The organism is Streptomyces sp. NPDC006265 (assembly GCF_040613555.1).
In the GTDB taxonomy this organism is placed as follows: Bacteria; Actinomycetota; Actinomycetes; order Streptomycetales; family Streptomycetaceae; genus Streptomyces.
The window spans coordinates 14030-33634 of the sequence record NZ_JBEXSH010000013.1 but is presented as its reverse complement, the minus strand read 5'-3'; the positions used below and the strand labels follow the sequence as shown (position 1 = coordinate 33634).

The 19605-nt window shown below is 65.2% G+C and carries 32 protein-coding genes and 1 tRNA gene; 27 read left to right on the top strand and 6 right to left on the bottom strand.

What is annotated here, in order from left to right; all coding sequences use genetic code 11:
- Positions 1–47 precede the first annotated feature (47 nt).
- The 5 genes from ABZ281_RS02800 to ABZ281_RS02780 form a co-directional block, all read right to left on the bottom strand.
- Positions 48–386 carry a hypothetical protein gene (locus ABZ281_RS02800; protein ID WP_356651426.1) on the bottom strand — a complete coding sequence of 113 codons (339 nt, stop codon included), beginning with the start codon at positions 384–386 and terminating at the stop codon, positions 48–50.
- Between the two features lie 13 nt (positions 387–399).
- Positions 400–735, bottom strand: a complete 336-nt coding sequence (locus ABZ281_RS02795) for a hypothetical protein (protein WP_356651425.1) — start codon at positions 733–735, stop codon at positions 400–402.
- Positions 722–1135, bottom strand: coding sequence for a hypothetical protein (locus ABZ281_RS02790; RefSeq protein WP_356651423.1), 414 nt, complete (start codon positions 1133–1135; stop codon positions 722–724). Before ABZ281_RS02790 ends, ABZ281_RS02795 begins: the two co-directional genes overlap by 14 nt.
- A gap of 379 nt (positions 1136–1514) precedes the next feature.
- Positions 1515–1910, bottom strand: coding sequence for an anti-sigma factor antagonist (locus ABZ281_RS02785; protein ID WP_356651428.1), 396 nt, complete (start codon positions 1908–1910; stop codon positions 1515–1517).
- A gap of 9 nt (positions 1911–1919) precedes the next feature.
- On the bottom strand, positions 1920–2105 hold the full coding sequence (locus ABZ281_RS02780; RefSeq protein WP_356651421.1) for a hypothetical protein: 186 nt from the start codon (positions 2103–2105) through the stop codon (positions 1920–1922).
- 211 nt (positions 2106–2316) lie between these two features.
- On the opposite strand from ABZ281_RS02780, the gene ABZ281_RS02775 reads away from it, so the two are divergent.
- The 5 genes from ABZ281_RS02775 (at position 2317) to ABZ281_RS02755 (ending at position 5959) form a co-directional block, all read left to right on the top strand.
- Positions 2317–3090, top strand: a complete 774-nt coding sequence (locus ABZ281_RS02775; RefSeq protein WP_356651419.1) for a hypothetical protein — start codon at positions 2317–2319, stop codon at positions 3088–3090.
- A gap of 548 nt (positions 3091–3638) precedes the next feature.
- Positions 3639–3995 carry a hypothetical protein gene (locus ABZ281_RS02770; protein WP_356651417.1) on the top strand — a complete coding sequence of 119 codons (357 nt, stop codon included), beginning with the start codon at positions 3639–3641 and terminating at the stop codon, positions 3993–3995.
- Positions 3996–4070: 75 nt separating this feature from the next.
- The gene (locus ABZ281_RS02765) at positions 4071–4475 is read left to right on the top strand and encodes a hypothetical protein (RefSeq protein ID WP_356651415.1); all 405 of its coding nucleotides are present in this window, start codon (positions 4071–4073) and stop codon (positions 4473–4475) included.
- 441 nt (positions 4476–4916) lie between these two features.
- Positions 4917–5486: a hypothetical protein gene (locus ABZ281_RS02760; protein WP_356651413.1), complete on the top strand. Its 570-nt coding sequence runs from the start codon at positions 4917–4919 to the stop codon at positions 5484–5486.
- Positions 5487–5563: 77 nt separating this feature from the next.
- The gene (locus ABZ281_RS02755) at positions 5564–5959 is read left to right on the top strand and encodes a hypothetical protein (protein ID WP_356651411.1); all 396 of its coding nucleotides are present in this window, start codon (positions 5564–5566) and stop codon (positions 5957–5959) included.
- A 422-nt stretch (positions 5960–6381) separates the two neighbouring features.
- On the opposite strand, the gene ABZ281_RS02750 is transcribed toward ABZ281_RS02755, so the two are convergent.
- A complete protein-coding gene (locus tag ABZ281_RS02750) occupies positions 6382–6771 on the bottom strand; it encodes a hypothetical protein (RefSeq protein ID WP_356651409.1) in 390 nt (129 codons plus the stop codon).
- Between the two features lie 272 nt (positions 6772–7043).
- Between ABZ281_RS02750 and ABZ281_RS02745 the strand changes: the two genes are divergently transcribed.
- The 22 genes from ABZ281_RS02745 to ABZ281_RS02640 all read left to right on the top strand — a co-directional run bounded on the left by ABZ281_RS02745 (position 7044) and on the right by ABZ281_RS02640 (position 19586).
- On the top strand, positions 7044–7397 hold the full coding sequence (locus ABZ281_RS02745; protein ID WP_356651407.1) for an Lsr2 family protein: 354 nt from the start codon (positions 7044–7046) through the stop codon (positions 7395–7397).
- A gap of 3255 nt (positions 7398–10652) precedes the next feature.
- Positions 10653–10871: a hypothetical protein gene (locus ABZ281_RS02740; RefSeq protein WP_356651405.1), complete on the top strand. Its 219-nt coding sequence runs from the start codon at positions 10653–10655 to the stop codon at positions 10869–10871.
- Positions 10868–11419, top strand: coding sequence for a hypothetical protein (locus ABZ281_RS02735; protein WP_356651403.1), 552 nt, complete (start codon positions 10868–10870; stop codon positions 11417–11419). The genes ABZ281_RS02740 and ABZ281_RS02735 overlap by 4 nt, the downstream gene beginning before the upstream one ends.
- 73 nt (positions 11420–11492) lie before the next feature.
- The gene (locus ABZ281_RS02730) at positions 11493–11756 is read left to right on the top strand and encodes a hypothetical protein (protein WP_356651401.1); all 264 of its coding nucleotides are present in this window, start codon (positions 11493–11495) and stop codon (positions 11754–11756) included.
- Positions 11757–11912: 156 nt separating this feature from the next.
- The gene (locus tag ABZ281_RS02725; RefSeq protein ID WP_356651399.1) at positions 11913–12149 is read left to right on the top strand and encodes a hypothetical protein; all 237 of its coding nucleotides are present in this window, start codon (positions 11913–11915) and stop codon (positions 12147–12149) included.
- Position 12150: 1 nt separating this feature from the next.
- On the top strand, positions 12151–12468 hold the full coding sequence (locus ABZ281_RS02720; protein WP_356651397.1) for a hypothetical protein: 318 nt from the start codon (positions 12151–12153) through the stop codon (positions 12466–12468).
- Positions 12465–12665 carry a hypothetical protein gene (locus ABZ281_RS02715; protein WP_356651395.1) on the top strand — a complete coding sequence of 67 codons (201 nt, stop codon included), beginning with the start codon at positions 12465–12467 and terminating at the stop codon, positions 12663–12665. Before ABZ281_RS02720 ends, ABZ281_RS02715 begins: the two co-directional genes overlap by 4 nt.
- Complete coding sequence (locus ABZ281_RS02710) at positions 12662–13018, top strand: hypothetical protein (RefSeq protein ID WP_356651393.1); 357 nt, start codon at positions 12662–12664, stop codon at positions 13016–13018. Before ABZ281_RS02715 ends, ABZ281_RS02710 begins: the two co-directional genes overlap by 4 nt.
- Positions 13015–13380: a hypothetical protein gene (locus ABZ281_RS02705; RefSeq protein ID WP_356651391.1), complete on the top strand. Its 366-nt coding sequence runs from the start codon at positions 13015–13017 to the stop codon at positions 13378–13380. Before ABZ281_RS02710 ends, ABZ281_RS02705 begins: the two co-directional genes overlap by 4 nt.
- Positions 13381–13529: 149 nt before the next feature.
- Entirely contained in the window at positions 13530–14051 is a 522-nt protein-coding gene (locus ABZ281_RS02700; protein WP_356651389.1) for a hypothetical protein, read from the top strand.
- 262 nt (positions 14052–14313) lie between these two features.
- Positions 14314–14859: a hypothetical protein gene (locus ABZ281_RS02695; RefSeq protein WP_356651387.1), complete on the top strand. Its 546-nt coding sequence runs from the start codon at positions 14314–14316 to the stop codon at positions 14857–14859.
- Positions 14860–14988: 129 nt separating this feature from the next.
- Complete coding sequence (locus tag ABZ281_RS02690) at positions 14989–15282, top strand: hypothetical protein (RefSeq protein ID WP_356651385.1); 294 nt, start codon at positions 14989–14991, stop codon at positions 15280–15282.
- The gene (locus ABZ281_RS02685) at positions 15279–15551 is read left to right on the top strand and encodes a hypothetical protein (protein ID WP_356651383.1); all 273 of its coding nucleotides are present in this window, start codon (positions 15279–15281) and stop codon (positions 15549–15551) included. The genes ABZ281_RS02690 and ABZ281_RS02685 overlap by 4 nt, the downstream gene beginning before the upstream one ends.
- Positions 15552–15564: 13 nt before the next feature.
- A complete protein-coding gene (locus ABZ281_RS02680) occupies positions 15565–16149 on the top strand; it encodes a hypothetical protein (protein ID WP_356651381.1) in 585 nt (194 codons plus the stop codon).
- Between the two features lie 22 nt (positions 16150–16171).
- Positions 16172–16417, top strand: coding sequence for a hypothetical protein (locus tag ABZ281_RS02675; RefSeq protein WP_356651379.1), 246 nt, complete (start codon positions 16172–16174; stop codon positions 16415–16417).
- An 80-nt stretch (positions 16418–16497) separates the two neighbouring features.
- Positions 16498–16866, top strand: coding sequence for a hypothetical protein (locus ABZ281_RS02670; protein ID WP_356651377.1), 369 nt, complete (start codon positions 16498–16500; stop codon positions 16864–16866).
- Between the two features lies 1 nt (position 16867).
- Positions 16868–17449, top strand: a complete 582-nt coding sequence (locus ABZ281_RS02665) for a hypothetical protein (protein WP_356651376.1) — start codon at positions 16868–16870, stop codon at positions 17447–17449.
- Positions 17449–18162, top strand: a complete 714-nt coding sequence (locus tag ABZ281_RS02660) for a hypothetical protein (protein WP_356651374.1) — start codon at positions 17449–17451, stop codon at positions 18160–18162. The genes ABZ281_RS02665 and ABZ281_RS02660 overlap by 1 nt, the downstream gene beginning before the upstream one ends.
- Positions 18159–18374, top strand: coding sequence for a hypothetical protein (locus tag ABZ281_RS02655; protein ID WP_356651372.1), 216 nt, complete (start codon positions 18159–18161; stop codon positions 18372–18374). The genes ABZ281_RS02660 and ABZ281_RS02655 overlap by 4 nt, the downstream gene beginning before the upstream one ends.
- Before the next feature lie 19 nt (positions 18375–18393).
- Positions 18394–18666 carry a hypothetical protein gene (locus tag ABZ281_RS02650; RefSeq protein WP_356651370.1) on the top strand — a complete coding sequence of 91 codons (273 nt, stop codon included), beginning with the start codon at positions 18394–18396 and terminating at the stop codon, positions 18664–18666.
- Between the two features lie 7 nt (positions 18667–18673).
- Positions 18674–18745 (top strand) — tRNA-OTHER (locus ABZ281_RS02645).
- A gap of 28 nt (positions 18746–18773) precedes the next feature.
- Positions 18774–19586, top strand: a complete 813-nt coding sequence (locus ABZ281_RS02640; protein WP_356651368.1) for a hypothetical protein — start codon at positions 18774–18776, stop codon at positions 19584–19586.
- The last annotated feature ends 19 nt before the right edge of the window (positions 19587–19605 follow it).

Sequence of the window (19605 nt, the reverse complement as noted above, 5' to 3'; positions counted from 1 at the left end):
CGGACAGCCGAGGCCGCACCCTTCCGCGCATGGGGGTGCGGCCTCGGTCATGCCAGAAGGAAAGGCTTGTAGCCCCTCGGGCGCAGTTCGACCTCAAAGTGCTGACCGTCGGCTTTCGGGGCGAAAACGATCGGGCAGGGGAAAATCTCGGCGTGCCCCACAAGTACCTGGGCGCGCTCCTCGATTTCTTCCGCCCAGTCCCGCATCGCGGCCGGCAGACGCCACGTGCCCTGCTGGCACTCCATCCACGCGAGCCGTTCCTGCGGCGCCGTGTAGATGCCCTGCACGATCAGCGTCACGGGCCGCTCGACGTGAAACACGTGCATGTTGCGGATCTCGTTGAGGTACTGAGTCCTCAGCGTCCCGGTATGGGCCAGCAGTGCCACAAGCTCTCTCCGTTCACCCGTTCTGCGCAGCAGACAGTATCCGGGCCGTCATGTCGCCGCCGTGCTGGGAAAAGGCGTACACCACCGGCAGCCGCACGAGACGCCGACGGACCTCGCGGTCAAGATTCCGGGCCCACCCGTGCAGCCCCTCCGGCAACACGTAGCGATCCCCGTTCTCCAGAGTCACGGACCAGTAGCCCTGGATGTCGCGCCGGCGCTCGGCGTGCTCGGCGCGCTCCCACGTGACGCCGCACACCGTCAGCACCAGGCCGACTTCGCCGGTGTAGACGGTCGGTACCACCAGACGGCGCGGCAGCGGGGAACGCTCGTCGACTTCAGAGGTCGACATCGACTCGCCCCGACTGGAACTCGAAGACGGCCTCCGGGTGGCCGGCATGCGCCTCGGCTGGCGACCCGTACGTCCACAGGCGCATCAGGAAACGATTCTCCGGTGCCGGCGTGAACAGCACGGAGGCATACAACTGGGGCACGTGGCCCTCCGGCACCGCTCTCTGCGACGCCTCGTCGTCGAAAACTCGGAAGAGGGTGCGCACGATGGCCGGCCGCCCAGACTTGAGGGTGATGGGCGTCCAGAACAAGGTGCAGCGGTCGAGGTTGTCTGCGAGTTCGATGGCCTCACGCACGGGGATGGGCTCGCCCTGAAGGTTGAACGCCAGGGGAGTTCCGCCGGGGCCACGCGGAATCATGTCGGGGGCCTGGCCGGCGTCGAGAAGAGTTTGGCTCTGCACGCTGCGTCCTTTCCCTGAGAAAACGAAGGCCCGGCGCAACCAGGAGGCAAGGCGCCGGGGGGACAGCACCTGCGTCGACTGGTTGCACCGGACCGTTCTCGTACGCGCGCCCTGACGGGGTCCAGGTCAACGGGGGGGTGTCTTCCTGGACCCCGCCGCGGTGGGCACGCACAGACATCAACTCATGACTCCGTGTGCGAGTCACGCAGTTCTCGGGTTATTTCTCGCCTCATCACTCTAATGGGTGACGAAATAACTCTCCGCGCATATGCCTCAGGGTTGCAATGTCCAAGATGTCAGGGATGTTCGCCCACATACTGAGATTTTCGGGTGTTTCAATTACGCACCGTAAAAACCTCACACCGCTGACACCCTGCGGTCACCCTTCCTCCACAGAGCGGCTCGTACGCGTCGGCCTCGCCAGGCCCAGGAACTCCTCCTGCGAGCCGAGGACCGTGATCACCCGGGCCAGCCCGGTCAAGTCCATGATCTTCTCCGTCCGCTCCGTGAGGCTGAACAGAGCGAACACCCCTGGGTCCTCACCGCCGCCGTCGCGATGCTCACGCCAGCACCGCACCAGGCCCCCGACTGCCGTGGAGTCGAAGTAGGCGATCTCGGAGAAGTCCAGTCCCACGTGCCGCGGGCCGGCCTCACCGCTAACCAACTCCAGTAGGTAGCGCCGCCACTTGGGGACGGTGTACACGTCCAGCTCGCCCACCGCCCGGACGACAGCAATGCCCTCCCCGACTACTTCGTGCGAGACCTCGATGTCCATGGGCACGGCCTACTCCTCGCCGTCGCCGCGGTCGGGCCAGTGCGACTGGTGTGGGCACACCAGCAGGCCAGCGAAGTTCTTCTCGTACGCCAGGCTCGGATGTACTGGACAGAACTGCATGTCCACCGGCTTCGCCACGAAGGGCTCCGCCAGACGCTCCGCGTCCGCCACCATCTCCCGCACGTCCAAGGCCACGACTCCTCCATCCCGCACACGCAGCTACCTCAACGCCACGCTCTGTGCCGGAGCGTAGACCTGCGTACGCAGTTGCGTACGCATAACCTCCAGATGGCATATGCCAGCACCCCGGCCGGCCTGCACCCCAGCAACCACTTTCAGAGCAAGACACCCAAACGGGTTAAAGGCAATTTGCACAACCAGAAACTCCTCCATAAATTCTCGACCCATGACGACGCGACTCAGCCAGGTCGTCGCAGTGGAAAAGCCCATCAAGACCGAGGCATACGGCACCCTCAGTGCCGCACACCACCAGGTCCAAAAGCCCCCGCTGCTCGCTGGCATCACCCGCACCTACCGGCCCCGCGACGACGACGGCGAACAGCTCCCGCCCGAGTCCACCCGCGTACAGCTCCGCGCAACCGACGCCATCGACGACGTGAAGCAGGCCCTCACCCGCTTCTACGACGTCACCGCCACACGCGACTGGGCCAACACCACAGCCAAGGCGGACATCAAGGTCGCCGGCATCACCCTGCTGCGCGACGCCCCGGTCCCGTACCTGCTGTTCCTCGAAAAGCAGCTCACGTCGCTGCACACCTTCGTCGAAAAGCTCCCCCTCCTCGACCCCGCAGAGGAATGGGTGTGGAGCCCGGACCAGGGCATCTACCGCACTCCGGCCTACGAGACGCAGCGCTCCAAGAAAGTCCCCCGAAACCACGTCCTGGCCCAGGCCACCGACAAGCACCCCGCCCAAGTACAGGTCTGGCACGAGGACATCCCGGTCGGCACCTGGAGCACCGTGAAGTTCTCCGGCGCCCTGCCGGCCAGCCACGTCAAGGCCATGCTCGCCCGCGTCCAGGCCCTCCGCGACGCGGTCAAATACGCACGTGAAGCGGCCAACGCCACCGAGATCACCCAGATGCACGTGGCCGGCCCGCTCCTCGACTACCTCTTCCCCGCCTTCACCCCGCCGGCCAACGAACAGGCCGCCGCGGCGTAACCCCCCGAAGAGGGCCGAGCATCTGTATGCCGGTTAGGCACATGGGTAACAGTCAGCATTGCGAGACTGCGCTCGGGAGCGGGAGGGGTACCCCGCAAGCACCACCACACAGACCCCCGCCGCCGGCGTGCGACGGGTGCGCATGGAGCGCAATCTGAAGCTCAGGACTGAAATTCAATAAAGGGCAGGCCACAGCGGAGGTTCGAACCCTTCCCCCGGCACCACACGCCGGGGTAGCCCAGTCGGTAGAGGCAAGCCGGCCCCGAATCTGAAGCTCTCGCTCCTAGACTCAGACACGCCACCAAGCGCCGAATCAACTGGCCCGAGCCACATCCCCGAAATGCCGGTTCAAGTCCGGCCCGCGCAGCTCGATGCGCGGTGGTCCAATGGCAGGACGCGGAGACCTCAATACGACTCGGGACCTTAAAAGTGTCGGCGCGAGCTGATGGGTGGATTCCTTCACAGGACTCGACTCTTAATCGAGAACCCTCCCAGGGGGTCGGGACAGGCTACGTCCCGGCCCCCGCCAGCATTCCCAGGAGGCCGCAATGCGCTACGAAGACCGCTGGGCCCAGTGCTGGCCCAACGTCGTCGACTCCGTCCGCCACGTCGAAACCATCTCCCTCAAAAACGCATGGCGCGCGGAAGCCCTCGACCGCCGCTTCCGCGAGAAAGCAGCCCTCGAACACCACCACGCCGACGACGACCAGCAGTGCTCCACCTGCCACGTCGCCTTCCCCTGCCCAACCTACTGGGCGCTCACCACCACCACCCCCTGGCACCGCGCCGTCGAGGGCCAGCCTTACAAGCTCCCCCTCACCCTGAAAGACGTCCAGGCCGCGGTCGCCGAAATACTCCCGGAGCTGACGGCGGCAACCGAGACGAAGCCCAACCTCCCACGATGAAAAGATGGTTAGGCTCCCCGCATGCACCCCGTGTCTAAAGCCTTTGCCTCGGTAGGCATAAAGCCGGTCGGGCTCATGGTCGACGGTTCCCCGCTCGCACTGCTCGGCATCCGGCCCACACACCACATGATCCAGTTCACCGGCGCACCCAACCCCCTCACCCCACGAGACCGTGCCTTCATGGACATGGGCTTCACGACCCTCGCCCGCAACTTCAGCGCCGACTTCACGACGGACCCGGCCTGGCGCGTCACACTCAGCCCCGCAGGCACTTACGAGGTCAGCTACAAGTCCGAGGGCACGCAGCTCGCCGGCAGCCGACCAGCGCCACCGGTGTGGCTCACCACCGTCCGCTCCACCGGCCGCTGCCTCCTCGTGTGGCAACACACCGCCGGCCGCGAAGTCGCCGCCGCCGAGCTGCTGCGCGACATGAGCGCCGGAAACGTCCTCGCGGTCGGAGCCGGCTACACCAGCACATAGGCCAGCAGACAGCGCCCAGACAACACGAAAGGCCCGGGGTGGTTGGTCCCGGGCCTTTCGCTTCGCCTCCGCTTGCGCGGAGCCAACGGTCAGAACGTCCGCGCTCTAGACCTATCTCCGCTAATGCAGAGCCAATCTGAACCGCTAACGCTCTCCGTAGAGGCGTCGTTTCGATCCACCTCCGCTTGCGCGGAGCCACCCCCGCGTCGGCGGGGAGCACTGCTACCCGGGTGTCGACCTACAGTCTCCACATGGGCCATCCCCGCGTCGGCGGGGAAGCCGCCCACTTGCCCGGCGACGAGACGACTATGGCACAACCGACTGACAGTCGGCGACCCGTCTGCGGAATTACGCCCCCACCCTGCTACACGCGAGCGCTGGCCACTCTCTAGCGTACGAACATGCGTACGCAGTTGCGTACGCACCGGTAGTGTGCAGGCCATGAGCCTCTCAACTCCCGCTGCCGGGCCGGGGATTACCGTGGAGCAGGTCTACGGCGCCCTCCAGGCCCTCGGGACGCGCGTCCCGGACCTGGCGGACGACCCCAATCCGATGACCCGCGCCCAAGCGCTCGGACTGCTGCTGTTCACCGTCGAGGGCGCCCTGATCGTCGAGAACGTCCCGATCGGCAGGGAACTCACACGCGCCGGGTACATGGGCGGCGTGTCCTCAGCCGTACGCGCCGTTCCCATGCTGGAGGCCGACGCCGAGCGCGCGTACCAGGAAGCGTGGACGCGCATGCTCGACGAGCGACTCACGCGAACTGCCCTGGATCTACACATGACGTGGGAAGCCCGCCCAGAGGCGGTTCCCATGGGACCGGCGGTCAACGCCTTGATGTCGGCAGCGATGCCACTCGTACGGACCATGTACCCGACTCCCAACGAGGCCGCGGAAGCGAAACAGGCCCGCGAGGCGCTGCACCAGGCGCGCGGCTTCCTCGCGACCGCCCGGCAACACATCGAGGCCGGCCGACGGAAGCTCAAGCAGCTCAGCCACCGACCGGAGTAGGTTCGGCAACCAAGCGGCCCGGCGGAGCCTGCCCCCGCAGGCGACGCGACGCAAAAATCCCAGCCAGGAGGAACACGATGAGCACGCTGGAGCTGGCACCCGGGCAAACCGCGTACGTAGGCCGCGACGGGCAAGCCCTGGAGGTGCTGAAATGGGCCTGCCTCCGCGAGGACCGCGAATACCGCATCGTCGCCAGGACCGAATACCTCGACACCGTCGTACAGACCGAATGGGAAGGCGTCGCCGACACCCTCGAAGTCGGCACCATGTACGTCACCGGCATCAAATGGGCCGGCGAGTGGACCACGGTCTGGCACGCCCACTGGCCCTGCACCGAAACCGATGCCCAGGCCCAGCACCGAGAGATCGTCGCCCTGCTGCGCGAGACCTGCCCCGAGCTGCCCACCTGGCACACACGCACAGAATTTCAGCGCCGCCTCCGCGCAGTCGACACCCCCGGCTGTCAGGGATAGAAGCACCCGCCTGGGAAGGAGCCGCGGCCAACGCCGCGGAGATTTAGCACCCCGCCATTTTTCGACCGCCCATTTTGCTACGGTCGAGCCGAGGCCGGCCTCACGTATGGAGCAAGACGGGCCGGCCTCATCCTCAAGCGCCGGCGGTTCTCGCCACCCCCGTCGAGGGCCGCCGGCTCCGAGCTGGAGCACGCCGCGCACCTCATCTCCGGCTCCGGGCACCCGGGCACGAACCGCCAGCCCTCCTGGTAGGCGTACATCCGGGCCACGGCCAGGTGCTGAGTCAGGTGCACGGACACGGCGGGACAGCCGGGACGCGAGCATCCCAGCGACATCATGGAAGCCATGCCCAGCAGCGTGCGAGACGGCAGGCGCCTCGTCCAGCGCTTCTGAATTACGTGACAGCGGAACGCGGAAACTCCCTATTTCGCACCGGCCGCGCCACGGCTGACCGATGGACGCAGCCGGACGGCCGTCGTGTAGAACACCAGCATCGCTAGCTGCACCTCCTGGGGAGGCATGGCCACCGCCGGCTCCCAGTCGCCGAAGTACTCCATGAGCCCGGCGTCCTCATGCAGCTCCCGTGCGAGGTCGAGGCCCTCACCCTCCCAATGCTCAGGCAGCCGTACATGCCGGCCGTCGAACAGGCGCTCCAGGACCAGCTTCCATGTTTCGTCCGGCGCCATGCGCGTCCATGCGGCCAGCAGCTCCGGGTCTGTGGCCAGGCTCAGCGGGTCCGACCCGCTCGCCAGGGCGTCATCGACGACGTCAGCGAAGTTGAAGAAGAAATGCATGGCATCCGATGAGGGCACGGCGTCTCCCGAGGTGTAGCGAAGCAGGGGCGTTGCTCAGCATCTACCGAACTGCTCACCTGTAGGGCGTTACCGCCGAGAATTTCCACCGGCCGGTGTATACAGGCGGAGGCCCCGGGCACCACCCCGAGACCTCCGACCAGGATCTGGACCCACCAAGGATCAGACCTAGGACGACCTAAGCAGCTTTGAGCCCGCCCCGGGCCCTCTGGCGCCAACTCGTCGGTGAACAGCCCCACCGGCGGGGGTTTCAGTAGCCCTACAATCCCCGCATGCAGAAAAAGGTCATCACCTACACGGACGACGTCACCGGCGAGGCAGCTGAGGACATCACCACACACACCATCCTCATTGACGGTGCCGGCGTCGAAATCGACCTCGCCGGCGCGAGCCACGACCGCCTGCTGGAACTCCTGCACCCCTACCTGAGCGCTCCGGGTGCCCGCCGGGTACGCGGGGGCGTCGCGGCGGCGGGCTCGAAGGGCAAGCGCCGTGGTGCTGCAACGACCGGCAGCACGGACTTGGCCGCGATCCGGACCTGGGGCCGGCAGAACGGCTACGAGGTCAGCGACCGCGGCCGAGTCTCGGCCCTGGTGAGGGAAGCCTACGAAAAGGCGAATGCCTGACCCCTGCTCAAGCGCCTAGACGCCCGGCCATTTTCCAAACTAAATGCTGGGCACGGGCCGACGCCGAGGACCCGGAGCTGTGGCTGCCGGCCGCGGGCCCTCAGCGGTAGCATCACCCCGGGATACGTCGATAAGCGTGCGGCGTAGGACGGAGATCGAGGCCGGTTGCTCCTGGACAAAAAGCCCCGGCCGGCCTCACCAGCTCGCTGCCGTTAGCTGAGGAGCAGGCCGATGACTACGCCACCGCAGTCCTTTCGGTGCCCCCGGTGCAGCAGGGTCTCGTGCCACCCGAAGGACGTCGAGCACCGGTACTGCGGCAACTGCCACACCTTCACGGAAGACCCGGCAGTCTCAGCCCAGAAGGACGCTCAGGCACGGGCCGCTGACCGCTGATTTTGCTACTCTCCTCGCGCGGGGTCGCGTCTGCTGCTCTGGCGCCCTTGGCGGCCACCGGGGTTGTTCCTGGGCATGGTCGACACGAAGCGTTGAGACTCCGGCGGTCCCGCACCCGCCGGCCGCTCCCCGTCTACAGCTTGGAGCGGCCGGCACCCAGCCCGCGGCCACTGCCGGCGGCACGGACACTGCCTTCGGGCGAGGAGGGGATATGCGTATCGACGCCCAGGCCCCCCTCTGTCCGGTTTGCCCGTTTAATGGTGGGGGGTGCCTTTTGCAGGGATTCGACCCCCGCTGCCACATTCGCACCGCTTCGCGAGGTCTGGGGTACTAGTGACGATTATGAGACATGCCCCCGTCTATGGCAAACACCCCCGTACGCCCCTTGCGCCCTGCATGTCCGCTCATGTCCGTATTAACGCACGGTAGTTCCAGCTACCATGCGTAATGTTCAGCCCAGGGTGACGGCCCGTGCGCGGAGCGTGAGGCAAGCGGAGGGCGTCGCGCCGGTTTGCTCAGCGAATTTCAGCAAATACCGACATGTAGTGCATGTGCCGCAAGGCTGATGTTACCTGGCGTACGCGTGCAAGCGTGAGGCACTGCCCTTATGGGGCGCTTCGGCATATACGGTGCGGCCCTGGCATTAGCCATATCTGAGGCAAGAGGGAGTTACCTCCTCAGAGCACCGCACACCGTGTGTACGTAATATCTCTCGCCTAAGTCATTTACTGGGCATGCAAGGCATAGGCCGCGAGAGCACACGAGTACGGCACAAGCCGCACAGCGGGGCAAGCATGCCATCACTCCTCTACCTCTCATACGTAGTGCAGAGGGCAGATGCCTTAGAACCCCCGAAATTTCGCGCCCTGGCATTTTCTAGGGCGTGTCCGTCATACCCGGGTATGGGGAGGCGGGGCGCTGAGCGCCGTTCTGCCGCGCCGGACACCGTGAGGGTACCGAGCGACCCGCGCGCCGAGACAGCCGCTCACGCGCGCACACAGCCACGCGCACGGGCCCGGTACGGCCGGACACCCCCGCCGGATTGGCAGCGTGCGCGCACGTCACCGGCCGCGTACGGGCCTAGGGGAGTGCCAGCGGCCGGACGCCCCCGGACGGGGTGAGCGGTCCCCAGGGAGGGACACAGGGGCGCGGTTACGTAGCGTCAAAGTCCCCCGAATTTTGGGCACCCTGCGTGATATTTGGGCCCGGCGGGGGCGCCTGACCCTTGCCGACGGCCGTTTCTGATACACCGTCAGAAAATCGCGTTTCCGCAGGTCAGAGGCCCTTTTTGGCCTTATTGAAAATCACCCCCAATAGACCTCCGGGGGACCCCTTGGGCCCCTAACGTAAGGGGTGCGAGGGCTATTTGATCTTACTGAATCTCAGAATGTGAGACATTCCCAAGATCAACATAATTAGTTTTAGGGCCTCTGACCTGCGAAAACGTGGACTCCCCCGGTTTCACTGGCAAAAGGGGTTCCCGGTGCCCCCGTGAGCCCGTAACGTTCTCCATGTCGCCACCACGACAGCCCACCGAAACCGGGGGGCGCGGGGAGGCCGCGAAAAGGAGGTGATCCGAGCGGGGGGAATTCCCCGCACGTGCCCTATGGCACCCGTGCGCTTAGCGGGTGTGACGCCGGTTCTACCCCGGTTCCTGGCACTCATAGCGCTATTTCCTCGCTATGCGTGACCGTGGCTAAATCCGCCTCTAGGGGCGTCATCTAAGCCTTTACGGTCTCGGTTGCCAATTTCCCGTCCCATCGTTTCGCCCCTGCGCACGCCAGTGCACACATTCCCCATGCGGGGGCGATTCCTCCGGACGGCCGTTTGGTCAGCATGCTGCCAACGCTGTGAAGCGTGGGCATCGCGCCACCACTCGGTTAAGCCCTTGGCAGGGTCGGAAGTTGAGCGGCGTTTTCCTGACACGAAAGGTAGTTGTGTAGGGACGTAGGTGTCTCACGGTGATCTCACCCGCACGGTTTACCGTGCCCTTGACTTTCGAGATTACGAGACATTTACAACGGAATCTTGAGCCGTGCGCGGAAACGTGCAACGGCAGGGAGACCGGTAACACGGGATGGCAGATCCAAACCGCTAGCGCGTGCGCTAGTAGGTGGCTGATTACGGTCTCGGTTGATATCGCCACACTTGTTGTGGAGTGATCGCTGTAGATCAATGCCCGTTGAACCCGTAGAAACCGCCGAAAGGTGCGCACGAAACCCCCAGAGAATATTTTTGGTCTCCGGTAGGTCGTGTGAGGAATTCGGTAGGTCGCGGGGTGAATGGTGGCCTGTAAAAGGGTGACCAGTGCCGGAAACTCCCCGAATTGAACCGCTACCGCGTAGACACCCCCCGTGGCTGGGGGAGTGTCACACGTGCTCGGATTCCCTCCCCCAAAAGGTCGACCGTGGATGCGGGATCTTGGGTGGATGCCTAGAGCGACACAAACCCAAAAAGGGAATTGACACGCGCGAATATTAGCTCTGACGCTCGGAAATTACGGGTGATCTGACTAGGCGCAAGACCTAGCGCGCGTACCCAACTGACCACAACAGAACTCACATGAAAGGAGGGGACGTCATGAGCGGTAGCTTTTACGGAGCTAGCACGGTTTCTTTCGGCCCTCCCACTCCCCGCACGGACGGTACACCCGACACGCGTAGCCACAAAGCCAAAACTTCCCGTGTGGATTATAAGGGGAAGATTAATCTTCGCGGTGACCGTACGGGCGCGAAAGTCAACGCTCCGCACAAGAGGCACACGGGTAAAAACCTCCGTACGCCTAAGCGGCACATTGTTTCGGACGCACCCAAGGAACTGGGGAACTCTCCCACCTACGCGCCCGGATCGTACGCGCGTGGCATGGGGCATGACGAAAACAGCGGATACGAATTCCTCGTACGCGTTGACGCCAAATCCCCCACGTACGATCGTCGCGCAATTGCGGACATGCGCGCGGCCCGTGACTACGCGCTGAAAATGCAGCGCTCCGCTACGGGCATCACGCGTGACACGTACGGCAGCAAGGTTCGGGAACTCCGCCGGATCGTTCGCACCCTGGAAAAGGAGCACAAGTCATGAGCCGTTCCGCCACTCGCGCCCGTAAGCGCGCACGTACCGCCGACACCCGCCGTAAGTCCCTGGGATTCCTGGAACACATGCGCCGTGCGGAATTCTCCGCCACGGGCACCCATTCGTCGCTCGGCATGCTCGCGGCGGACAACCTGACCAGGACACGCGACACCGTGACCGGAACGTTCGCGGCCAAGCCGTCCCCGGCGGTCCTGCCGAACACGGTGCACGACGTGCCCAAGCCGTCCGACATGCCGCGCACGCGCACGATGTGGCAGGCCGCCACGGGTGAGCCGACGCCCGCCCCGGTCCCAACCGAGCCCGAGCCCGAGCCCCTGGCCGAGCCTGAGACCCTGGCCGTGACACACGAGCCGATCAGGGCCGCAGAGCTGGACAAGGAATTGAAGGCCGAAGCCAAGCTGATCATGCAGTCGGACACGTCCGGCGGCTGGCGCGTGGTCGGCGTCATGGACCGTGAGGACGGGCGCGTGAGCGTCTACGTGCGCAAGCACGGCGCGACGGTCCGGTACTCCACCACCATCATCACCACCATCTGAGCCAGACATCAGGGCGTCATCCGGGCGAGAAATCGTCAGGGTGGCGCCCTTTCCGTACCCAGGAGGGGACGCAATGACCACTCAGCCCGAATTCACCGCCGCATCCGTCATTCTTCCTGCCGACCGGTTTCGTAAGGCGGGAAAGGTTGCGTGCACGCTGCGAACGGCGCCGGAACGTGAGGCGTACTGCGGGGCGACCGGGTACGTGCTCCAGCCGGAATTTCGCGATCGCACCTCGCCCCGTTACGTGGCGCAGTACTGCGGCGAGTGCACGGACCAGTACGCCCGAGAAAACGGCGGGAGCATCCCCTTGAGCATGGGGGAGATCGGCGGCTGACACGTCCGCTCCTCGCGGCGGCGTGGTCCCTGACGTTCCCCCATGCGACAGGGACCACGCCGTTTCGACGATCGGTCCGGCAATCCTGCACGGACACAACAACAACCGGCGCCCGCATTTCGGTGGGTGGCCTTCCTCCTGCCCGAAGGGGAATCAATGACCAGTCTCCTGCACGTCTACGTCATCGAGATCTTCCACGCCACCACCGGCGAGACCATCGGATTCCACCCGGTCACCGCGCCCGGCTTGGACGTGGTCGACGAATTGGCGCCGGGGCTGTGCATGGCGTTCAACTTCGGCCGGGAGGTCGGATACGCGGACTGGCGACAGATCGCCGAACACCCCTACCACCCGGGTGCCACCGACACGGTCCCGCAGCGATCGGGGGCGTGAAGTGAGCCGCACGGCACGGAAGTCGCGTCTGACGGTCGTCACTCATAAGGGCGCGCGGTTCCGCGAGACGATCACCGTGCAAGCCGAATCCGGGCCGGTCTCACTTACGTGGATTCAAGGCCGGGAAATCACACGGTGGACGGAATCCATCGCGGCGGCAGTACGGGCCCGCGAGAATTTCCGTCGGGCGCGACTCATCACACAGGCCCGTAAGGATCTCGCCGAAATCGGTCTCACTCTCGCCGAGGGGCGCGCGGTCCGGGATTACTACCTGGCCAAGTTCTACGACCCCAAGTACCCGATGCGCTGCCACTGGTGAAAGGAAAGTACATCGCGATGCAATTCGTGCCGTGCCCCGCCGTTCCGCTTGCCGTTCGCATCCCCGGGCAGAAACAGCAGCGGCTCAACCTCCTCTGCCCCCTGTACGGCAAGACCGAGCGAGGCCGTAAGCGTGCCGATTTCACACGCTCGGCCAAGCTGTCCATCCAAATGATCGACCGAAAGGTGCCCGCGTGAGCGACGTCCGATTCAAGTACCTGCCCGGCGTCACTCTCCAGTGCGGCGACACGGAGGAAGGCGTGCATTCCCAGTGGGTTAACTTCATCGAATTCAACCGGGAATTCGCCGCGCTGCGTTTCGAGTACACGGAGCACACGCCCAAGCCGGGCAGGCACGACCGATGCACCGAAGCTGAGAAGCGTCCGCTCCTGACCGCGCGCATCGAGCACTTCGACGGGTACGGCTACCTGTCGCACATCACGACGCCCCCGAATCTGCTGGCCCCGCAGTGGCTGAACGACCCCAGGTTCGCGGGCCTGCCCCTCACTCGCCCCGGCTACATCGAGAACGAGATCGGAGACGCAGCGTGAAGCTGATCAAGACCCCCGCGTTCCTCGCCGAGCACGAGGCCGTCAACCGGCTCGAAGGTCCGGTCGGCCAGGAGATCACGCGCGTGATGAGCGACATGGAACAGCTCATCTCCGAGTTCACGGACCGGGGCGCGGTCGACTCGCACAGCATCCACCAGGTCCGGGCGGGCCTCGACCGACTGGAGAAGTTCGGGGAGCTGTTCGCGCTGCGCGACGACCTGGCCGAGAGGGCGCGGGAGGTCGGGCGCCTGGTCGACTTCCTCGGCGACGACCAGGGCCCCAACGCCGTGCTGCGGGTCCAGTCCCGCGTCGAGTTCCAGATGGCCCAGGTGCGTGACCTGGCCGACAACGCGGGCGCGTAGGTGGCTTCGGTCGGGCTCGGTGTCAGGGGGCATCGAGGCCGGCCGTGGCTGTGCGCGACCCGCTGCACATGCCTTCTGCGGATCGGCCGGCCGAGGGGCCGGCAAGGACGCAACAGCAATTTCGCCACAATCCGAATTCGAGGTGAGTAATGCAGCGCACGACGCTGCCCAGCGGCCTGGAGATCGAAGCACTGGGCCGATGCACGGGGAGTTTCTGCTCCGAAGTAGCCACGCTCGCGGTTACGTTGCTGCGGCACGACGGGAGCAAGGACAAGCACACGTACGGCATGTGTCAGCCGCACGTGGACGCCCGGTACGTCAGCGCCGAGGAATACGCCAAGCACCGGCAGCAATGGGGTAGCTCCACGCTCGGTCAGTCGGTCTACGAGCGCGACCACTACGAGATCCGCCCCTTGACCGAGCAGGAGGCGACCGAGGTCGCGTACGAGCAGGCCGCGCCGGAGCGCTGGGAGGCCGAGGGCCGGATCGGCGCTTTCCGGCGTATCGTCGCGCTGCACCAGTGCGAGAAGATCGACGGGATTCTCGTCGACGCGACATCGGCGCAGATCGTCGTCGCGGTGCACGACGCGCTCAACGAGAAGAACCGGGCGAAGTACGGGCAGATGCCGGTGGGTGTGATGGTCGACTTCGCGCTCAGACACACCAGCTAGGGCGCGCGTGGGCCGACCGACGAAAAGCCACGTCGTCCACGCCAATCGGGGCCCGAACGGCGAAATCCTTTGCCACGTCATGGGCTGTGGGAAACTCGCGGCCTGGTGGGAGGACTTGGAGCGCTGGGCAATCAAGCGTTGGCTTTCCACCGCGTACTGCAATGACGACCGGACCGGCCCGGATTACCCAGTCGACTCCGGTCTTTCCGAGCGGCCCGTACGGCAACCCGTGCGGGTCCTTTCTCATGAAAAGGGGAAACGCATGGAGCACCAGGTGACACGGTTCGAGATTCCGCCCGAGGACGACGGCTTCTCGGTCGAGACGATGACCGGCGCCGAGGCCAACATCCGCATCCGGGGCCTGGTCGTGAACAGCATGGCCGACGAGCTGTGGACCTACGAGGTGCCCGATCTGCCCGAGAACGGGGGTAACTCGCTGCGGATCGTGGCTCGCACCCGGCGCACCGAGAACATGGGTCTCGACGGCCCACGTGTGGTGCGTGAGGTTTACGAGCAGGTCGTGACCGGCGGCCCGGTTCACGAGCTGGACTGGCTGGAGCGCGGCGAGTACCAGCCGCCGAAGCCGACGCACCAGCCGGTCAAGGTCGGCGACAAGGTCTCCGCCATGCCGGACGGCCACAGCCTCTCGGAGGCCGCGGTGACGTCGGTCGAGTGGAAGGTGCACCCCATGCAGGCGCACTACGAGCTGCCGCCGCTGTGGTCGTGGGAGTGGCGGGTTGAGGTCGAGTTCCCCGACGGACGGACGCGTGAGGGCCGCTGGCACTCCGACTGGATCTCCCGGGCGTAGCGGCCGGTACGACAACTGAACCATCCGACGGAAAGGGAGCCCCGGCGCGCGTAAATGCCGGTCGGCTCCCTTTCCGTTATCCATCCTGAGTTTCTCGGTCCATCCATCGAATGGACTAGGAGGTGCATCGTGATTTTTGACGCAGTGCTCGACAAGGTGGCCGTTTGGCGCGACCGGGCTGAGGTGCGGCGGCAGCGGCTCCAGGCGGCGGAGGAATTCGTCTGGACGTGGGCCGAGACGGTCGACCCGGACAGCCACGAGTTCGGTGCTGAACTCGGCTGCAACGAGACGAACACGGCCGCCAACCTCTTCCGGCTCTTCCACTTCTGGAACACGGCGAACCAGCTCCAGAAGGAGCACCAGCGCGGACCCAACTGCAACAACGCCGAGCCGCACCCCGAGATCGTCGCGGAGGACGCGTGAACGACCGCAGCGACAAGACACACACGCACGACGGAGTCGAGATCACGTCCGGCCTCCGTGTCTTCAACTACTACGACCGGAAGTGGGGCGTGATCTCCCCGGCGCAGTTCGAGCGGACCGGGGATCTGGCCCCCGGCGGCAAGCACTTCAACGGCTGGTACGACGTCCAGCACGAGGACGGTTCGAAGGCGCTGCTGAACGGCCATCGCATGGCGACGTACGACCCGAACGGCGGTCCGAAGGTGCTTCGCGACCTGCTCAAGTTCTGAAGGGACGAATTCCATGACGCGTGCACCCCTGCCTTACGAGTGGGATGGAAAGAAGCCGATCACCCGCGCCGACCGGGGAATGAGTATCAAGGTCGAGGGCAACGAGCTGGTTTATCGAAGCGTCGCCTCCGGTCACACCCCGGAGCGGCACACCCGGTACCTGATCGTCAACGTGCGCCCCACGATGCCGCGTGGTGACGCAGCTCTTGTGGACGACCACGGCCAGAGGTGGCAGACCGGCGCCGCTTACGTCAACCTCAAAGGCACCTTCGGGGATGGCCAAGACCGCATGATCGCCTGGAGGTTGGGCGAGGCCGACGCACGCCACGGCCGCGCGCTCTACCTCATGCAGCAGCAGCGACGGCCGGTCGGGTCCGATGGCGAGTGGGAGAACTGGAAGTCCGCGTTCGAGATCCGCGCCACCGGATGGTCGGGTGAGCCGCACGAGTTCAAGGCGGAGGCGCTCGCGTTCCTGCGCTGGCTGCCCGAGGAGCAGCCGGCTTACGAGTGGCGCGGCCGAGTCCTCGCGTGGGTGAGTGAGTTCAGCGGCCGGCCTCACACCGTGTACCCGGACGGTCGGGTTGTGCCCGATAACTGAGTCCGGCCTGCTCTGGTTCTTCATGCTCCAGCGTTACGAGGGCACGGGAGTGTGGGTCGATACCGCGACCCGGTACGTGCAGCTGAAACCACGCCTGAACTCCGGTGAAGACGACCCGGTCACGGCGTACTGCGTGCGCCACATGAGTGCACGCATGCGTAAGGGCAAGCCCCAATACCGCATGAAGGTCCGCGAGTTCATCGGGCGCGCATTCCATCAGGCATTCGTGGTGCACATCGACGGCACCCGCACATCAATCGGCGACTGAGCTGACGGCAGTCCAGGACGCAGCAGAAACGCCGCGCCCCGGGCTGTCGACTGTCAGCCATGTATTTCAGGGAGGGAATTATGGAGACGTACGTCAAGCGGTCGGCATTCAGCAGCGAGGTGCGGCTGATCGGACAGCCGATCACGCATGCTGCGGACACCCCGGAAAGGCTCGCTGAGCGAGGGGAACTGGTCCGTGTACGACCGCACTACAAGGTGCCCGACGGCCGGTCCAGCTTGATCACGGTGCGTTCTCCGTGGTGCTACGAGGCGGTCGTCGTCCGGGAGTCGTGCGGCGACATGGTGGTCGTCAAGTACACGTGGGAGACCGACGACACCCCGTGGACCAGCACGGGTGCATTCAAGGTTTCGGAATTGCACAAGGTGCACGAGTGCGAGTGCGCCGGATGCTGCGGCAAGGACGGCATCCAGGAGTTCGACGGAGCGTGACATGGGAATCGACCTGCGGTTCGAGGGTGACGGCGTAATCGGTGAGTGGTCGGCCTGGCTGGAGGACAAGAGCGAGGAATTCGACCGGCTCGACGTGCTGTACGAGAAGTGGTCCGAGAGGTACGCGGACTGGACGGACTACCCGTACGGGGCGATCGAGTTCCTCGGCTGGCTGAAAAAGCGCGGGGTCAAGGTGGCTGGCCCGCACTGGAGCGGCGAGCTGAAGACCGAGCACACCCAGAACTTCATCAACTGGGCGGATCAGGTGGTCCACTACACGATCTTCAAGCTCGGTGACCTGTACTTCGTCGCGGTTGCCCAGCCGAACCACGTGAAGGACCCGAACTTCTACCGGCTCACCTGCGACCAGCCGGAGGACTTCCTGAAGTTCACCGACGCGTGGATGGAATGCGAGAGCGGCCACGCATTCGAGACCGAGAACACCGAGAAGTGGCAGTTCTACGTCGAGGGCGTCGGACAGCGCGGCCCGGAATTCGCCCTCCACGACCTGGGCCAGGACAGGGACGGCAACCACCTCTGCCCGAGGTGCGACAACAAGATCCTGAAGCTGGGGGCGTACTGATGATCGTTGGCTACAGCTACGCGGCCGAGAACCTGTGCCCCTCCTGCACGCTCAAGGCGATGCGGGCGAGCGGCATCACCGTACCGAGGGGCAAGGCACACGAAGACGCGATCCGGGGCGCAGCAGCAACGCTCGGGATCGACTTCGACGACCAGCACTCCTACGACCAGGGTGACTTCCCGAAGCCGGTCACCGAGCAGCAGTGCGTGACCGAGCTGACCGAGGTGCCGGATGGTGAACCCGGTGTCCGGCACGCGATCTCGGACGAGCGGTGCACCGGTGACAAGTGCGGTAAGTGGCTGGTGCTCGGGGAGAAGTCGCCGACTGAGGCGGCGCTGACAAGGGTGGTGCGTGACTCCTACGAGCTGCCCAAGGTCCTCGCCCGGGACGTCGCCGGAACGCTGCGGGAGTGGGGACTGTCGCACCCGGAGTTCTTCGACGGGGACAACGTCAAGCAGGCCGCCGCCCAGCACCCACACGACTGGTCCAGCTACCGCTTCGTCGACTACCCGAAGTCGCACGAGGTCCGGCCCATCTCCACACCCGACTACGAGACCGAAGAGTGCGTGCACTGCGGCCGGCCATGGGAGGACCACACGCTCATCTGCGACGTGTGCAAGGAGCCGGTGCCGGCGGCCGGCAAGCACTCCCATGAGATCCACGTGCAGGGCCAGATCAAGTTCCGAGAGGTCAAGCCGAAGGAGCGCGCATGAGCGATAGGACCAGCACTCCCGATGAGCTGTGGGACAAGTTCCGCGACCTGCTGAACGAGATGGACGCCGCTGGCCTGGCCGTCAATTTCGGCTCACAAATGGGAAGCGAAACCAACTGGTACAGCCTCCCTTACGCCAGCAATGACCGAACACAGCGAATTGAGGTGATCTATGACCGAGAGAAAGAGGCGTGGAAGCGGTACCAGCGTTGAACTACACGGAGGGTGACACGTGATTCTTCTGACCGGTTACTGGGACAAGGACGCGAATCTCGTCATCGAGTCGTCCCAGGAATTTCCCGACAGCACATCGAAAACGGAACTCGAAGCCCAGGCGTACAGGGAGCTGTCCGACGAGCACAAGCAGAACGGCTGGGCCTGCTCCTTCCTGGTCGATGGGCATACGCGGGCTGTCCAGGAGGCGTATGAGACCTACGTCAAAGAGGTCGGAAACAACAGCCCGACGCTGATCGACAACGTGTGGGGCGTCTTGGTCGACGACTGAAACGCGGGCCCGGTTGAGGAGCAACGGAAGCCGTCCTCCCCTATGCGGCATCCGGCGGGTTCGATTCCCGCACCGGGCACTAATCGGATCAACAGAAGGGAAAACGCGTGGCGGATATTTCGACGGCTGATCTCGCGGAGGCTGCGGCCGAGCTGGTGATTTCTCGCCTCGACGAGAAGTACTCGCTGGTGTACGTCGACCGCGGTGACTGCCTCACCGATGAGCAGATCGGAAAGATGTTCGCGGGTGAGGAGGAAGTCCTGGACTCCGAATGGGAGTCCGAGAATCGGTGGCACGGTGAAAACGCCGTCCTGGACAATCTGCTCGATGAGGACGCGCGGGATTTCCTGGCTGAGCATGACGCGCTGGAGCGGGTGCGTGCGGCCATCTCGGAACGCGATGAGTCCGACCCGCTCGGCGACCTGATGCGGGAGACCGGATCGAAGTTGTTCCGCTACCGGCTGGACGCAGAGGCCGAAGCGGACCCGTGGAGGTTCTCAGACGAGAAGGTCGAGGACGCAGCACGAACGCTGGGCTCGGCGGCTGGCCTCGACTTCCTCGACAACGCCGGCGCGCTGCGGGAGCTGGTGGCGCACGCCAGCTACGGCGGCGGGCTGTACGTCCTGTGGCGCGGCGACGTTAAGCCGGTGTACGACGCGGTGTGCAAGATCCGCTGGAACGATCCTGCACCCGAGATCACCGTGCAGTGGACCGACCCCGAGCTGCTCGTGCTCGACACGTGGAACGGCGCCGGTCACTCGGTGCGAGTGCGCGGCACCGTTCGCCTGCCCTTCGCCCCTGACCGGCTGTCCCTCGACGTTGCCCGAAGCGGTCACGGCTACTCCTGGACGGACACCGTCGGGGGCGGATACCAGCCGGAAGGTGACGAGCCGGAATTCATCGAATCCGACGCGGACTAGCACCGGGCGTTACCCACTG

Excerpts from the sequence above, each read along its gene's own strand:
- ABZ281_RS02795 (WP_356651425.1), bottom strand. The coding sequence starts at position 735 with ATGTCGACCTCTGAAGTCGACGAGCGTTCCCCGCTGCCGCGCCGTCTG.
- ABZ281_RS02785 (WP_356651428.1), bottom strand. The coding sequence starts at position 1,910 with ATGGACATCGAGGTCTCGCACGAAGTAGTCGGGGAGGGCATTGCTGTC.
- ABZ281_RS02775 (WP_356651419.1), top strand. The coding sequence starts at position 2,317 with ATGACGACGCGACTCAGCCAGGTCGTCGCAGTGGAAAAGCCCATCAAG.
- ABZ281_RS02770 (WP_356651417.1), top strand. The coding sequence starts at position 3,639 with ATGCGCTACGAAGACCGCTGGGCCCAGTGCTGGCCCAACGTCGTCGAC.
- ABZ281_RS02765 (WP_356651415.1), top strand. The coding sequence starts at position 4,071 with ATGGTCGACGGTTCCCCGCTCGCACTGCTCGGCATCCGGCCCACACAC.
- ABZ281_RS02760 (WP_356651413.1), top strand. The coding sequence starts at position 4,917 with ATGAGCCTCTCAACTCCCGCTGCCGGGCCGGGGATTACCGTGGAGCAG.
- ABZ281_RS02755 (WP_356651411.1), top strand. The coding sequence starts at position 5,564 with ATGAGCACGCTGGAGCTGGCACCCGGGCAAACCGCGTACGTAGGCCGC.
- ABZ281_RS02745 (WP_356651407.1), top strand. The coding sequence starts at position 7,044 with ATGCAGAAAAAGGTCATCACCTACACGGACGACGTCACCGGCGAGGCA.
- ABZ281_RS02740 (WP_356651405.1), top strand. The coding sequence starts at position 10,653 with ATGGGGCATGACGAAAACAGCGGATACGAATTCCTCGTACGCGTTGAC.
- ABZ281_RS02735 (WP_356651403.1), top strand. The coding sequence starts at position 10,868 with ATGAGCCGTTCCGCCACTCGCGCCCGTAAGCGCGCACGTACCGCCGAC.
- ABZ281_RS02730 (WP_356651401.1), top strand. The coding sequence starts at position 11,493 with ATGACCACTCAGCCCGAATTCACCGCCGCATCCGTCATTCTTCCTGCC.
- ABZ281_RS02725 (WP_356651399.1), top strand. The coding sequence starts at position 11,913 with ATGACCAGTCTCCTGCACGTCTACGTCATCGAGATCTTCCACGCCACC.
- ABZ281_RS02700 (WP_356651389.1), top strand. The coding sequence starts at position 13,530 with ATGCAGCGCACGACGCTGCCCAGCGGCCTGGAGATCGAAGCACTGGGC.
- ABZ281_RS02695 (WP_356651387.1), top strand. The coding sequence starts at position 14,314 with ATGGAGCACCAGGTGACACGGTTCGAGATTCCGCCCGAGGACGACGGC.
- ABZ281_RS02680 (WP_356651381.1), top strand. The coding sequence starts at position 15,565 with ATGACGCGTGCACCCCTGCCTTACGAGTGGGATGGAAAGAAGCCGATC.
- ABZ281_RS02675 (WP_356651379.1), top strand. The coding sequence starts at position 16,172 with ATGCTCCAGCGTTACGAGGGCACGGGAGTGTGGGTCGATACCGCGACC.
- ABZ281_RS02670 (WP_356651377.1), top strand. The coding sequence starts at position 16,498 with ATGGAGACGTACGTCAAGCGGTCGGCATTCAGCAGCGAGGTGCGGCTG.
- ABZ281_RS02665 (WP_356651376.1), top strand. The coding sequence starts at position 16,868 with ATGGGAATCGACCTGCGGTTCGAGGGTGACGGCGTAATCGGTGAGTGG.
- ABZ281_RS02660 (WP_356651374.1), top strand. The coding sequence starts at position 17,449 with ATGATCGTTGGCTACAGCTACGCGGCCGAGAACCTGTGCCCCTCCTGC.
- ABZ281_RS02655 (WP_356651372.1), top strand. The coding sequence starts at position 18,159 with ATGAGCGATAGGACCAGCACTCCCGATGAGCTGTGGGACAAGTTCCGC.